This is a genomic window from Sphingomonas kaistensis (assembly GCF_011927725.1).
GTDB classification, from domain to species: domain Bacteria; phylum Pseudomonadota; class Alphaproteobacteria; order Sphingomonadales; family Sphingomonadaceae; genus Sphingomicrobium; species Sphingomicrobium kaistense.
Genome location: NZ_JAATJC010000001.1, coordinates 127,601 through 141,766, shown reverse-complemented (window position 1 = coordinate 141,766; position 14,166 = coordinate 127,601). Strand labels below are relative to the sequence as shown.

14 protein-coding genes are annotated in these 14,166 nt (G+C 66.9%); 6 read left to right on the top strand and 8 right to left on the bottom strand.

The genetic code is table 11. The annotated features are described in order from the left end of the window. Positions 1-29: 29 nt before the first annotated feature. The 4 genes from GGQ97_RS00680 to GGQ97_RS00665 all read right to left on the bottom strand — a co-directional run bounded on the left by GGQ97_RS00680 (position 30) and on the right by GGQ97_RS00665 (position 5,002). Complete coding sequence (locus GGQ97_RS00680) at positions 30-2,093, bottom strand: 3-hydroxyacyl-CoA dehydrogenase NAD-binding domain-containing protein (RefSeq protein ID WP_168067180.1); 2,064 nt, start codon at positions 2,091-2,093, stop codon at positions 30-32. A 65-nt stretch (positions 2,094-2,158) separates the two neighbouring features. Further along, a complete protein-coding gene (locus GGQ97_RS00675; RefSeq protein WP_168067179.1) occupies positions 2,159-2,938 on the bottom strand; it encodes an SDR family NAD(P)-dependent oxidoreductase in 780 nt (259 codons plus the stop codon). 4 nt (positions 2,939-2,942) lie between these two features. Continuing rightward, positions 2,943-3,719: an SDR family NAD(P)-dependent oxidoreductase gene (locus GGQ97_RS00670; protein WP_168067178.1), complete on the bottom strand. Its 777-nt coding sequence runs from the start codon at positions 3,717-3,719 to the stop codon at positions 2,943-2,945. A 26-nt stretch (positions 3,720-3,745) separates the two neighbouring features. Then, entirely contained in the window at positions 3,746-5,002 is a 1,257-nt protein-coding gene (locus tag GGQ97_RS00665) for an acyl-CoA dehydrogenase family protein (protein WP_168067177.1), read from the bottom strand. A gap of 97 nt (positions 5,003-5,099) precedes the next feature. On the opposite strand from GGQ97_RS00665, the gene GGQ97_RS00660 reads away from it, so the two are divergent. The 6 genes from GGQ97_RS00660 to GGQ97_RS00635 all read left to right on the top strand — a co-directional run bounded on the left by GGQ97_RS00660 (position 5,100) and on the right by GGQ97_RS00635 (position 10,143). Further along, positions 5,100-5,666, top strand: a complete 567-nt coding sequence (locus GGQ97_RS00660; protein WP_168067176.1) for a hypothetical protein — start codon at positions 5,100-5,102, stop codon at positions 5,664-5,666. 63 nt (positions 5,667-5,729) lie between these two features. Further along, the gene (locus GGQ97_RS00655; RefSeq protein WP_168067175.1) at positions 5,730-6,887 is read left to right on the top strand and encodes an acyl-CoA dehydrogenase family protein; all 1,158 of its coding nucleotides are present in this window, start codon (positions 5,730-5,732) and stop codon (positions 6,885-6,887) included. A gap of 34 nt (positions 6,888-6,921) precedes the next feature. After that, on the top strand, positions 6,922-8,043 hold the full coding sequence (locus GGQ97_RS00650) for an acyl-CoA dehydrogenase family protein (RefSeq protein ID WP_168067174.1): 1,122 nt from the start codon (positions 6,922-6,924) through the stop codon (positions 8,041-8,043). A gap of 61 nt (positions 8,044-8,104) precedes the next feature. Next, on the top strand, positions 8,105-8,302 hold the full coding sequence (locus GGQ97_RS00645) for a (2Fe-2S)-binding protein (protein WP_168067173.1): 198 nt from the start codon (positions 8,105-8,107) through the stop codon (positions 8,300-8,302). 68 nt (positions 8,303-8,370) lie between these two features. Beyond that, entirely contained in the window at positions 8,371-8,853 is a 483-nt protein-coding gene (bfr, locus tag GGQ97_RS00640; RefSeq protein ID WP_168067172.1) for a bacterioferritin, read from the top strand. A 69-nt stretch (positions 8,854-8,922) separates the two neighbouring features. Then, a complete protein-coding gene (locus GGQ97_RS00635) occupies positions 8,923-10,143 on the top strand; it encodes a DUF418 domain-containing protein (RefSeq protein ID WP_168067171.1) in 1,221 nt (406 codons plus the stop codon). Here the strand turns inward: GGQ97_RS00635 and GGQ97_RS00630 are convergent. From GGQ97_RS00630 to GGQ97_RS00615, 4 genes are read right to left on the bottom strand one after another with little or no spacing between them, the layout of a single operon-like run. Then, on the bottom strand, positions 10,140-10,598 hold the full coding sequence (locus GGQ97_RS00630; RefSeq protein ID WP_168067170.1) for an Hpt domain-containing protein: 459 nt from the start codon (positions 10,596-10,598) through the stop codon (positions 10,140-10,142). The genes GGQ97_RS00635 and GGQ97_RS00630 overlap by 4 nt on opposite strands. 36 nt (positions 10,599-10,634) lie before the next feature. Further along, entirely contained in the window at positions 10,635-11,999 is a 1,365-nt protein-coding gene (der, locus tag GGQ97_RS00625) for a ribosome biogenesis GTPase Der (protein WP_168067169.1), read from the bottom strand. 57 nt (positions 12,000-12,056) lie between these two features. Continuing rightward, complete coding sequence (locus GGQ97_RS00620) at positions 12,057-13,376, bottom strand: outer membrane protein assembly factor BamB family protein (RefSeq protein WP_168067168.1); 1,320 nt, start codon at positions 13,374-13,376, stop codon at positions 12,057-12,059. A gap of 16 nt (positions 13,377-13,392) precedes the next feature. Next, positions 13,393-14,088: a tetratricopeptide repeat protein gene (locus GGQ97_RS00615; RefSeq protein ID WP_168067167.1), complete on the bottom strand. Its 696-nt coding sequence runs from the start codon at positions 14,086-14,088 to the stop codon at positions 13,393-13,395. Positions 14,089-14,166: the final 78 nt, after the last annotated feature.

Genomic DNA, 14,166 nt, shown 5'->3' with positions numbered 1-14,166 from the left:
TGCCCTGGCGCCGCGGCAGTGGGGCAGGCTCAGCGGCCGGTGAACTTCTCGCCCTTTTCGGCCTTGTCGAGCAGCAGCCGGGAGAAGGAGAAATCCTCGCCCATGTGCGGCGCTGCGGCCTTCAGCCCGTCGACGATCTTGCCGAGGCCCTCGGCATCCGCCCAGTGCATCGGCCCGCCGCGATAGACCGGCCAGCCGTAGCCATAGACCCACACCACATCGATGTCCGACGCGCGCTGGGCCATGCCTTCCTCGAGGATCTTCGCGCCCTCGTTGACCATGGTGTAGAGCGTGCGCTGGACGATCTCCTCGTCGCTGATTGCGCGCGGGGTGACCCCGGCCTTGGCGCGGAAGTCCTCGATGATTTCCTGCACCTTGGGGCTTGGCGAGGGGCGGCGCTTTTCGTCATAATCGTAGAAGCCGGCGCCCTTCTTCTGGCCCCAGCGGTCGACCGCGCACAGCGCATCGCGGATGTTCTCGATCCGGGTGGGATCGCGGTGCCAGCCGATGTCGACGCCGGCGAGATCGGCCATCTGGAACGGGCCCATCGGCATGCCGAAGTCGACATGGACCTTGTCGATCTGCGCCGGGGTGGCGCCTTCCAGCAGCAGCTTGGTCGCCTCGGTCTGCCGCGGGATCAGCATGCGGTTGCCGATGAAGCCGTAGCAAACGCCCGCCACCACGGCGACCTTCTTGATCTTCTTGGCCAGCGCCATGGCGGTGACCAGAACGTCGTCGGCGGTCTTCGCCCCGCGCACCACTTCCAGCAGCTTCATGACGTTGGCGGGCGAGAAGAAGTGCAGGCCGACCACGTCCTGCGGGCGATTGGTCGCGGCGGCGATCTCGTCGACGTTAAGGTAGCTGGTATTCGAAGCAAGGATCGCGCCCGGCTTGGCGATCTTGTCGAGGCGGCCGAAGATGTCCTTCTTGATCTCCATCTGCTCGAACACCGCTTCGATGATGAGGTCGCAGTCGGCCAGCGCGTCGAAGTCGAGCGTGGGGTTGAGGAGACCCATCATCTGGCCGACCTGTTCGGCCGTGAAGCGGCCCTTCTTGGCGCTCGCCTCATAATTGCGGAGCATGACGCCGGTGCCGCGGTCGAGCGCTTCTTGGGCAGTCTCGACGATCGTCACCGGGATTCCGGCCGACAGGAAGTTCATCGAGATGCCGCCACCCATGGTGCCGGCGCCGATTACGCCGACCTTGCGGATCTCGCGGGGGCGCACGCTCTCGTCGACGCCTTCGATCTTGGCCGCCTTGCGTTCGGCGAAGAAGAAATATTGCTGGGCCTTGGCCTGGGTGCCGCTCATCAGCTCCATGAACAGCTGGCGTTCGACCGCCACGCCGTCGGCATAGGGATGCTGGGTCGCGGCGCGGACCGCCTCGAGGTTCTTGCGCGGTGCGTCGAAGCCCTTGAACACGCGCGGGTTGGCGGCGACGAAATCGTCGAACACGCTGGGCGAGGCTTCCTCGATCTTGTTCTGGCGCTCGCTCGATTTGGGCAGCGGGCGGATGTCGGCGACTTCGGTCGCATAGGCGACGGCGTGCTGGAGGAGGTCGCCCTCGATCATCCGGTCCACGAGCCCGATCTCGAACGCTTCCTGCGCACCGATCGGATTGCCGCTGGTGGTCATCTGCAGCGCCTTTTCGACGCCGGCGACACGCGGCAGGCGCTGGGTCCCGCCCGCGCCCGGCAGCAGGCCAAGCTTCACTTCGGGCACGCCCAGCTTGGCCGACGCAACGGCCGCGCGATAATGGCAGGCCAGCGCCACTTCGAGCCCGCCGCCGAGCGCGGTGCCGTGGATCGCGGCGACAACCGGCTTCGAGCAATTCTCGATGATGTCGACCACTTGCGGCAGCATCGGCTGGGCGAACGCCTTGGGCGTGCCGAACTCGCTGATGTCGGCGCCCGCGAAGAAGGTCGCGCCTTCGCCGATGATCACCACCGCCTTGATCTCGTCGGAGCCATCCGCCTCCTCGATCCCCTTCACGAGGCCCTCGCGAACCGCATGGCCGAGCGCGTTCACCGGCGGATTGGCGGAAGAGATGACGAGAACGTGGCCGTGGCGGCTGGTGCTGATGGGCGAGGTCATGGACGGTCCTTCGCTGACAATGTTGTAGGTAAGATCCCTAGCCGCGAGGCCGGGAAAGGAAAGCGCTAGATCGCGGTCCGGCCGTAATCCTGGCGGTTGAACGGGTGCGAGCTCGACAGGCCACCGTCGACCACCAGCGCGTGGCCGTTGACGTAGCTGCTCTCGTCCGAAGCGAGGAACAGCGCCGCCCGGGCGATCTCGATGGGCTCGCCGCCGCGGCGCAGCGGGTTGAGGTGGCCGAGCTTGTCGGCCTGCCCCTTGGCCCGCGCCCGCTCGTAGACGAACTCGGTCATGCCGGTTTCGATCAGGCCCGGGCAGATGGCGTTGACGCGCACGTTGGAGCCCGCGAGCTGCTGCGCCGCGGTTCTGACCAGGCTGATCACGCCGGCCTTGCTGGCACTGTAGGCCGGGCCACCGGCGCCCGAACGGAGCCCCGCCACGCTGGCGGTGCAGATGATCGACCCGCCGCCCTGTTCCTTGATGACCGGGGCTGCATGCTTGATCGCCAGGAACGGGCCGATCAGGTTGACCCGCAGCACCTGCTCCCAATCTTCGACCGACTGCTCGAAGATCGAAGCGAGGCCGCCCGACACGCCGGCGTTGGCGAAGAAGCCGTGAAGCGCGCCATGCTGCTGCTTGGCCATGTCGACCAGCCGCGCGACATCCTCCTCGCGGCCGGCGTCGGCGACATGCTGTGCGCCCTTGAGGTCGGCGGCAATGACGGTGGCGCCATGCTTCGTGAACAGGTCGGCGCTGGCCTTGCCGATGCCCGACCCGGCGCCGGTGACGACGATCACCTTGCCTTCGAGGCGGGGGTGATGGCGGTGCTCGTTCTCGACGCTCATGGCCTCAGAACCCCGCGCCGAAGGTGCTTCCGCCGTCGACCACCAGCGTCTGCCCGGTGACGAAACTGCCGGCGTCGCTGGCGAGGAAGATGGCGGCACCGGCCAGCTCACGCGGCTCGCCGATGCGCTTCAGGGCGGAGATCTTGGTCACGCTCTTCAGGATGTCGGGATTCTCCCACAGCGCCTTGGCGAAGTCGGTCCGCACCAGTCCCGGCGCGATGGCGTTGACCCTGACCCCCGCCGGCCCGAACTCCGCCGCCAGGTTGCGGACCAGCTGGAGGTCGGCGGCCTTGGAGATGTTGTAGGCGCCGATCACAGTCGAGCTGGTGATCCCGCCGACGCTCGACACGATGATGATCGAGCCCGATTTACGCTCCACCATCTCGGGCGCGACGAAGCTGGTCAGCCAGTGGTTGGAGAGGACATTGTTGTCCATTATCTTGCGGAACTGTTCGTCCGTGATCCCGCCCATCGGCCCGTAATAGGGGTTGGAGGCCGCGTTGCAGACCAGGATGTCGATCTGGCCAAACTCGGCCTTGGTCCGCTCGACCAGCTCGCGCAGCGCGTCCTTGTCGGAGATGGACGCGGCGATCGCCACTGCCCGGCCCTTGCCCCGCGCGTTGATCGCATCGGCCACTTCCTCGCAGGCGTCCAGCTTGCGGCTGGAGATGACGACATTGGCGCCATGCGCCGCCATTTCCTCGGCGATTGCGCGCCCGATGCCGCGCGAGGAGCCGGTGACGATGGCGGTCTTGCCGGAAAGGTCGAAAAGGCTGGTCATACTCGCTCCATCAGTACGGCAGTCGATCAGGGCACCTGCGGGTCGATCGGCGGGTGCTTGCCATATTCCATCAATGCGATGGAACGGTTGTGGACTTCGTCCGGACCGTCGGCCAGCCGCAGCGTGCGGATGCCAGCCCAGCTGTGCGCCAGGCTGGTGTCCTGGCTGACGCCCGCGCCGCCGAACGCCTGGATCGCGTCGTCGATCACCTGCAGCGCCATCCGCGGCGCCTTGACCTTGATCATCGCGATCTCGGCCTTTGCCGCCTTGTTGCCGGCCTTGTCCATCATGTCCGCGGCCTTGAGGCAGAGCAGGCGGGTGCAGTCGATCTCGATCCGTGCTTCGGCGACGCGCTGTTCCCACACGCTATGTTCGCTGATCTTCTTGCCGAACGCGGTGCGCGACTGGATCCGCCCGACCATCAGTTCGAGCGCTTCCTCGGCCGCGCCGATGGTGCGCATGCAATGGTGGATTCGGCCCGGCCCGAGCCGTCCTTGAGCGATCTCGAACCCGCGGCCCTCGCCGAGCAGGAGGTTGTCGACCGGCACCCGGACGTTCTCCAGCCTGATCTCCATGTGCCCGTGGGGCGCATCGTCATAGCCGTAGACCGTCAGGTGGCGCTCGATCGTGATCCCGGGTGCGTCGAGCGGGACCAGCACCATCGACTGCTGGGCGTGCTTGCGGGCTTCCGGATCAGTCTTGCCCATCAGGATCGCGACCTTGCAGCGCGGGTCGCCTGCGCCCGAGCTCCACCACTTCTTGCCGTTGATGACGTAGTCGTCCCCCTCGCGCCGGATGTCGCAGCGGATGTTGGTGGCGTCCGAACTGGCGACCCCCGGCTCGGTCATCAGGAAGGCCGAGCGGATCTCGCCGCGCATCAGGGGGGCGAGCCACTGGTCCTTGTGGGCGCGGGTGCCGTAGCGATGCAGCACTTCCATGTTGCCGGTGTCGGGCGCCGAGCAGTTGAACACCTCCGACGCGAAGCCGACCCGCCCCATCTCCTCGGCGCACAGGGCATATTCGAGGTTGGTCAGCTGTTCGCCCTCGAAGGCGAAGCTTTCGTCGACATGCTGCAGCGCGCCGCCCGGCGGCATGAACAGGTTCCACAGGCCCTCGGCCCGGGCCTTGGCCTTGAGTGGCTCGAGACCCTCAAGGTGGTGCCAGCGGTCCCCCGTGTTGAGGTCGGCAATAAGGCCCGGAACGGCCGGCCGGACATGCCGCTCGATGAAGGCTCGAACCCGGTCGCGGAAATGGGCCTGGCGGTCAGTAAGATCGAAGTCCATGACACCTCTCAAATGGCTTGACCGTGCCTGTGTCAGAAAGCGTCGACCGGCGCCAGTGGCCGAGGAACGTGACCATCGCCTGCCGGTTGATGGTGGCATGAAACGCTTTACGCCCGCGCTCCTGCTGGTGGTCGCCGCCTGCCAGCAGCAGGCGCCGACCGACGGCAACCTCATCGTGCAGGATATTCCAGAACGGCCCGGCGACACCGCCCCCGCCACCGTCCCGCCGCCGGCTCCGCTGCCGCCGACCGGCCGCGCGGGCGACCGGGAGGTGGTTTCCGAAGCGCCCTTCGCCGCCGACAGCGCGCAGGGCGCCGCCAATGTCGTCCAGACCTATTTCGCCTTGATCGAAGCGAGGAAATATACCGAGGCTCACAAGCTGTGGGGCCCGTCGAGCGACCTTGCCGACGGAACCTTTGCTGCCAAGTTCGCGGGCTATCGGGAGTATCACGCCGAGGTTTACGCCCCGGGCGAAGTCAACGGCGGCGCCGGGTCGTTGTACGTTGAGGTGCCGGTCAAGACCTATGGCGTGACCACCCAGGGCGAGAAGTTCGAGGAACCGCAGGTCGTCACCCTGCGCCGCGTCAACAACGTCGACGGCGCGACCGCCGAGCAGCGCCGCTGGCACATCGCCAGCATCGCGGAGCCGCCCGCGCCGCATTGACCAAAGCGCCGCATTGACGACCCCCGGCCGCGTGTCGCACCACGGCCGCCAAGGAGAATCCGCATGTCCGATCTCGACACCTTCCGCGCCGACACGCGCGCCTGGCTGGAGGCTAATTGCCCGGCCGAGATGCGCACCCCCATGCGAAGCGAAGACGACGCCTGTTGGGGCGGCCGCCACTTCGCTTTCCAGAGCGAGGCGCAGGAGCGCTGGATGCGGCTCATGGGTGAGAAGGGCTGGACGGTGCCCGACTGGCCCGCGGCCTATGGCGGCGGCGGCCTTACCCCGGCCGAAACCAAGGTGCTGAAAGAGGAAATGCGCTCAATCGGCGCCCGCAGTCCGCTGTCGAGCTTCGGCATCTCGATGCTCGGGCCGGCGTTGCTGAAATATGGCACCGAGGAACAGAAAAACCGCTTCCTGCCCGAGATCGCGCGCGGCGAAATCCGCTGGTGTCAGGGCTATTCGGAGCCCGGTGCCGGGTCCGACCTCGCCGGCCTCCAGACCAAGTGCGAGGACAACGGGGATCACTGGCTGGTCAACGGCCAGAAGGTGTGGACCAGCTATGCCGACAAGGCCGACTGGATCTTCTGCCTGGTCCGCACCTCGACCGAGAGCAAGCATGGCGGAATCAGCTTCCTCCTGTTCGACATGGAATCGGAAGGGGTCAGCACCAAGCCGATCCTGTTGATCAGCGGCTATTCGCCCTTCTGCGAGACCTTCTTCGACAATGTAAAAGTTCCCAAGGACCAGGTCGTCGGCGACGTGAACAAGGGCTGGGACGTCGCCAAATATCTGCTCGGCCACGAGCGCGAGATGATCAGCGGGATGGGCCTCGGCTCAGGCTCGGCCCGGACGCTGGCGCAGAGCCTGGGCGCGATCGACGATCCCGTGCTGGCCGCCGACGTCGCGCTGTTCGACGTCGATGCCATCGCCTTTGCCGCGATGAGCGAGCATTTCATCGACCAGCTCAAGGCCGGCGAAGCGCATCCCGCCATGCCGAGCATGATGAAATACGCCGGGACCGAATTGAACAAGAAGCGCCACGAGCTGACCATGGCGGCGGGCGGTTCGGACGCGCTCGAATGGGACAGCGAGCGGAGCCACGGCGGCAAGGCAGCGCGCGAGTGGCTGCGGACCAAGGCCAATTCGATCGAGGGCGGCACCAGCGAGGTGCAGCTCGGGATCGTCGCCAAGCATATCCTCCGCCTGCCCGGCGCCTGAGCGCCGCTCGCGACCTGAACGAAAGTCTGACCGAATGATCCTCACCGACGACCAGCGCCAGCTTGCCGACATGGCGCGCACCTTCCTTGCCGAGGAAGGCACCATCAAGAAGCAACTCCGCCATTGGCGCGACATCGGTTGCAAGGACGGGTTCGGTCACGGCCTGTGGAAGCAGATGGCCGAGCTTGGCCTGACCGGCCTGGCAATCCCGGAAGAAGCGGGCGGCCTCGGCCTCGGCGCAACCGAAGCTGCGCTGGTGATGGAGGAGGTCGGCCGCAACCTCACGCCCTCGCCGTTCCTCACCACCAGCATCGTCGCGGTCGAGGCGCTGAAGGGCAGCGAGCAGGGCAAGCGCTGGTTTCCCGGCATCCTGTCGGGTGACACGGTCGCCGCCTTCGCGGTCGACGAGGGGCCGCATCATCGTCCGCGTGCAATCGCGCTGGAGGCGAAGCGTTCGGGCAATGGATTCGCGCTATCGGGCTCCAAGCAATTCGTGGTTCACGGCGCCTCGGCCGACCTGCTGATCGTCGCCGCCCGAACCGGCGGCTCGGCAGGGGAGAGCGACGGCCTGACACTGTTCGCGGTCCCCCGCGACGCGGCCGGAATGACGATCGAAAATGTCGCGCTGGCCGACTCCAGCAAGGCGGCGCGGATCAGCTTCGAGAATGTGGCGGTCGATGCCGACGCGGTGATCGGGGAGGTCGATGGCGGCTGGGAGCCGCTGCGCCGGGCCATGCGCGCCGGCCGCACCGGCGCCGCGGCGGAGCTGGTCGGGCTCGCTACCGGTGCCTCCGACATGACGGTCGATTACCTCAAGCAGCGCAAGCAGTTCGGCAAGCTGATCGGCGAGTTCCAGGTGCTCCAGCACCGCGCCGCCCACCTGTTCGGCGAGATCGAGATCGCCCGCGCCGTGACCCTCAAGGCCGCCGAATTGCTCGACAAGGGTGATGCCCAGGCGGGCATGATGACCCATGTCGCCAAGGCCAAGGCGGGCCGCGTGTCGGCGCTCGCGGTGCAGGAAGCGGTGCAGATGCACGGCGGCATCGGCATGACCGACGAGCATGACATCGGCCTCTACATGAAGCGCGAGAAGGTGCTCGATGCGCTGTTCGGCGACTCCAGCTATCACGCTCGGATGGTACAGGTGACCGGCTAGGCCGAAGTTGGCCGACATAGGAGCTCTTGCGAACGCTTCGCATTACTATTAGCAAGAGATCATGATCGTCTGCTGCTGCAACGCGATTCGCGAAACCGAGGTGCGGGAAGCCGCCCGTACCGGCGCCTGCAGCGTCGGCCAGGCCTATGCCCGCAAGGGCTGCAAGGTGAAGTGCGGCAGCTGCCTGCCGTTCGCCCGCGCGATCATCGCCGAGGAACGCGCCGCGATCGCCGCCAACCCGCCCAAGGTTGCCGCCTGAAGTTGCGAACGACTCGTGCGAGTCGTTAGCGCTTCGTCCCGCCGCCCGGCTTTGATAAAGGCGCTGCCATGAAGGGCGATACCAAGGTCATCGAGCTGCTCAACGAAGCGCTCAAGGCGGAACTCACCGCGATCAACCAATATTGGCTGCATTATCGCATGCTCGACAATTGGGGGGTGCATAAGCTCGCCGAATACGAGAAGCATGAGAGCATCGACGAGATGAAGCATGCCGACCGCTTTGCGGAACGCATCCTGTTCCTCGAAGGGCTGCCCAACTTCCAGATGCTCGGCCGGCTGCGGATCGGCGAAACGGTGGAGGAGATCCTCAAGGCCGATCTCGAGGCGGAATATGAAGCCGCCAAGATGTACCGCGAGGCCGCCGATTATTGCGACAGCATCCGCGACTATGTCAGCCGCGACCTGTTCGTCGAGGTGCTGCGCGACGAGGAAGGCCATATCGACTTCCTCGAAACCCAATTCGAGATGATCGCGCGGATGGGCCTGCAGAACTACATCCAGCTCCACAGCAAGGCCGCCGAGGCGCATTGATCGGGCCACCCCGGGCTTGACCCGGGGCCCGCCTTCCGTCCTTCTGCCGGCAAGGGCAGGGGATTAAACATGAGCATCGGCACGGGCGAGCGCATCGCCACCCTGGATATTGTCCGCGGCGTGGCAGTGATGGGCATCCTGGCGATGAACATCGTCGCCTTTGCCGACGTCCCCGCCGCCTATTTCAACCCGCTGGCGCAGACCGTGGCGGTACGGACCGGCGATCTCTTCGCCTATGCCGGCAACTTCCTGCTGTTCGACGGCAAGATGCGCGGGCTGTTCTCCTTCCTGTTCGGTGCGTCGTTGCTGCTGATGAGCGAGACGATGGCGCTGGGCCGGGTCCGCCGCCGCCTGTTCTGGCTGCTGCTGTTCGGCGCCGCCCACTTTTTCCTGATCTGGTGGGGAGACATCCTCGTCACCTATGCCGCGATCGGCTTCCTTGCGCTCGCCTTCCGCAACGCCAGCCCCCGCGCGCTGGTCGTCACGGCAGTGGTCCTGATCCTGGTCCAGTGCGCCATCTTCGCCGGCATGACACTCTACTCGCTCGACCTGCAGGGGCCCGTCTTTGCCGGCACGGCGACGCCCGAGCAGCTCAAGTCGTGGGAGGAACTGACCCGCGACACGATCATGCCGAGCACCGCGCGGCGCGCCGAGGCGATCGCGCTCTACCAGGGCCCGTGGACCGCGCTGGTCCATCACCAGGTCACCGAAAAAGCCATGTTCCCGGTGGTCGGGACCTTTGCCTTCGGGTGGGAAACGCTCGCCTACATGCTGCTTGGCATGGCCGCGCTGAAGACCGGCCTGCTGACCGGCGCATGGGACAATCGCCGCCTGCTCACCTGGGCGCTGGTCTGCCTCGCCGTCGCGCTTCCGGTTTATCTCGTCGCGCTGCGCTTCCTGTTCCGGTCGGAATGGGCGGCCTCGGCAGTATTCATGTGGGCCTTTGCCGCGGCCGCGCCGGTCCGCCCGATCATGGTCACCGCCTTTGCGTGCCTGATCATTCTCGCCACGCGCCGCGGCGGTCCGCTGGTGGAGCGGATCGCGGCGGCCGGCCGCGCGGCCTTCAGCAACTACCTCGGCACCTCGATCGTGATGACCGGGATCTTCTACGGCTGGGGCCTGGGCCTCTACGCCAGCCTCGGTCGCATGGAATTGCTGCTGGTGGTGATCGCCGCCTGGGCGGTCATGCTGCTGTGGAGCAAGCCGTGGCTGGAGCGCTTCCGCTACGGCCCGCTCGAATGGGCCTGGCGCAGCCTGACCAACTGGCGGGTCGAGCCGCTCCGGCGCTAGATCCGGCCGAAACCCTGGTTCGCCGCCTTGCGACCGAACCCGCCCGGGCCGGCCCCGCGGCTTATGCGCGGATTGGTGGCCTGGTCGAACAGCTCGATCGTCTGGTCGAACAGCTGGCGAAGCTTCACCACGTCGGCCACCAGTTCGTCGGGAAAGCGCTGCGTTTCGATGCACAGCCGCGCGGTCGATTCGATCAGCTCGGCGACCTTGGCCAGCGGCTCGGCACCGAACTGGCGCGCTTCGCCCTTGATGGTGTGGGCCGGCATGACCAGCGCGACGGTATTTTCCTCGCGCATCGCCTGCTCAATCGCGGCGACCGACTTCACCCCGTCCTCGCGAAAATAGGACAGGATACGGATGAACCCGGGGCCAAGCTCGCCCCGCGCCTTTTCGAAATGCGCCCAGTCGACCACGTCGGCGCTGCCTTCGGACACCTTGTTTCCCTCATACTGCATGGGGCGCACCCTAAGCCCAGAGGAGTAAAGGCGAGGTTATTTTTGGTCGAACGGGTTCTTGGTCGCGCGCAGGGTCATGCGCAGCGGCACCGCCCCGAGATCGAACTGCTTGCGCAGTGAATTGAGGAGGTAGCGGCGATAGCTTTCGGGCAGCTGGTCGACCCGCGTCCCGAACACCACGAAGGTCGGCGGGCGCGACTTGATCTGGGTGATGTAGCGCAGCTTGATCCGCTTGCCGCCCGGCGCTGGCGGCGGGTTCTGCTCGACCGCGGCCTCGAACCAGCGATTGAGCTCGCCGGTCGAGACACGGCGGTTCCAGCCCTCGCGCAGGGTGAAGGCAGCGCCGATCAGCTGGTCGATGCCCTTACCGGTGACCGCCGAGACGGTCAGCACCGGCACGTTCTTGAGCTGGCTGAGCCCTTCCTCGAGCGCGGCCTTGACCCCGTTGAACAGCGAGGAGGCATGTTCCGCAACGTCCCACTTGTTGATCGCGACGACCAGCGCGCGGCCTTCCTCGATCACTGCGCTGGCGATCTTGAGGTCCTGCACTTCCAGCCCGCGGGTGGCGTCGAGCAGCAGCACCACGACCTCGGCCATGTCGATCGCCCGGCGGGTATCCTGCGCGGAGAGCCATTCGAGCTTGTCGTCGACCTTGGCGCGCTTGCGGAGGCCCGCGGTGTCGACCAGCTTGACCTGGCGGGTCCCGCCGTCGGGCGAGGTCCACGTCCAGTCGGTGCTGATCGAGTCGCGGGTGATCCCGGCCTCGGGCCCGGTGATCATCCGGTCCTCGCCAAGCATCTTGTTGACGAGCGTCGACTTGCCGGCGTTGGGACGCCCGACCACCGCCAGATGCAGCGGCCGCATCGGATCCTCGTGATCGAGCTCGGGCTCGACCTCGACCTCGCGCTCGACATGCGGGCGGAGCGATTCGAACAGGTCGACCAGGCCTTCGCCATGTTCGGCCGACAAGGCGATGGGCTCACCGAAGCCGAGCGAAAAGGCTTCCAGCCGCCCGCTCTCGCCCTGGCGGCCCTCGGCCTTGTTGGCAGCGACGATTACGGGCGTGTCCTCCTGGCGGAGCCAGCGGGCGATTTCCTCGTCGAGCGGGGTGACGCCTTCGCGCGCGTCGATCAGGAACAGCGCTGCATCGGCCTCGCGCACCGCGGCCTCGGTCGAACGGCGCATCCGGCCGGGCAGGCTGGCGGGATCCTCATCCTCGAAACCCGCGGTGTCCATCACCTGGAATTCGAGTCCGAGCAACTGGCCGTCGCCCGTCCGCCGGTCGCGGGTGACGCCCGGACGGTCGTCGACCAGCGCCACGCGCTTGCCGACAAGGCGGTTGAACAGGGTGGATTTGCCGACGTTGGGACGTCCGACGATGGCAACAATGGGTTGGGGCATGGCCGCCGCCTAGCCGAAGACCTGCCTCAAAGCGAGCCTGACGCCCGCGGGCCGCCGTCAGCGGTAGGCGTGCAGCCGGCCCTTGTCGTCGAGCACGTAGAGCGTGTTGTTGGCCACCACCGGCGACTGGCTGATTGCCGCGCCGACGTTGGTCTGGCTCTGGAAGGCGCCGGTCGCGGGGTCGAGGTTGACCAGTACGCCGTTGCTTCCGCCCAGGATCAGCCGCCCGCCGGCCAGTACCGGACCGACATAGCTGATCGGTCCGCGCTTGCCCTTGGGGTTCTCGAACGCGGGCAGCTGGTTGATCCAGCGGATCTTGCCGTTGTTGCGGCTGATCGCCATCGCCTTGCCCTCGTCGGTCACCGCGAACAGCCAGTCGCCGGCGATCCACGGGGTCGCGATCCCGGCCAGGTTCAGTTCCCAGATGCGCTGTCCGCTGATGAGGTCGAGCGCGACCATCCGGCCGCCCTGGCCGAGCGCGAACACCTGGCCGTTGTCGATCACCGGCGAAGCGTCGATGTCGCTCAGGGTGGCGACGCTGGTCGAGATGGAGGTGCGGGCAAGCGCGTCCTGCCACACCAGGCGGCCATTCTCGAAGCGATAGGCGTTGAGTTCGCCCGACGAGAAGCCGGCGACCACCGTTCCGCGCTCGAAGGCGGGGGCGGCGGTGCCGAACACACCGGCGATCTCGACCGCGGCGGTGGCCGACCAGTTGGTCGCGCCGTCGGCGGTCTTGAGGCTGTAGAGCTGGTTGTCCTGGCTCATCACGTACAGCGTATCGCCGGCCACCGTCGGCGCACCGCGGAGCGGACCGCCCGGACGGACCTGCCAGACCGGAGCGCCGGTGGCCGCGTTCAGCGCCGCGACGAAGCCAAGGCCATTGGTCGCGAACACGCGGTCGCCTTCAACCGCGACTCCGCCGCCGAACAGGGAAGCATTGTTGCCGCGCTCGGTCCCGAACTGAGCGGCCCAGCGCTGTCCGCCGGTGGCCGTGTCGAAGGCGCGAACGGTGGCGCTGGTGTCGATGGTGTAGACGGTTCCGCCAGCGACGACCGGCGGCGCGGCAAGCCCGGCATCGACCGTGGAGCCCTGGCCGATTGAGACGTTCCAGGCCTCGGCCAGGGAAGCGCCCAGCGCCGGGTGGCCGGCCGACTTGGACGGGGTCCCGCCGGGCTGGTTCCAGTTGGGGTTCGCCTCGGGCGCCGGGATGGAAAAGGGCAGGGCCGCGGTTGCGGAATCGACCTGGACGTCGGGATCGGTCGACAGCACCGACACGCGATTGCCGACCACCGGGGTCTTGGGGCGCGACTTACCGACGATGCCGCATCCGGCCAGCATGCTGGCGGCAAGGGCAAGGGTTACGACTTTGCGGATCATCAGGCTGGATCAGTCCTCAACGGGCCGCCGCGGGGGCGGCCGGGATGGAAAGGCCCGCGGCAAGCTGCTCGGCGCGGGCACGGAGGGAAGGGGGTACGTTCTTGTCGGCGGCGATTCCGGTCAGCAGGCTTGCGGCCTCGCGGCGGCGATTGGCCTTGATCATCGCCAGCGCGGTCAGTTCGCCGGCCGAACCGTACCAGGCGCTGTCCTTGACCGCGAGCGGGGCGAGGCGGTCGATCACCTGCTGCGGCTGAAGGCTGTCGAATTCCAGCTGGGTCAGGCGGATCGACGCGGTGTCCCGCACCGTCTGGGGCACGTCGCCATCGTCCATCAGCGTGCGATACTGGGTGATGGCAGTGGCGCGGTCGCTCTTCTGCAGGGCCAGCGCGGCGCGCGTCAGGCGTGCGGCGCCGGACATGCTGCCGTTGCTGTCGGCCGCCAGCACGTCGAGCTTGCGCGCGATGTCGTCGGAGGTCTTGCCCTCGCCGACCTCGGTCAGGATCGACGAGAATTGCTCGCTGTTGGCCGCTGCCTGCTGGGCCTGCTGGCTGCGCCAGAACAGCAATCCTCCGACGGCGACGAGAAGCAGCACGGCGGCGGCGATGATCCACGAGCCGTAGCGCTTGAACACCGCTTCCGCCTGGTCGCGACGAAGGTTCTCGTCGACCTCACGGATGAACGTGTCGCTGGTTTCTCCGGGCGCTAGTGCCAAGTCGGTCCTCGTCTCGATGCAGTGAAACGCTCATTGGCTGGGCCTGATGAACGGGAGCTTGAAGATGGCGCTCCTAAC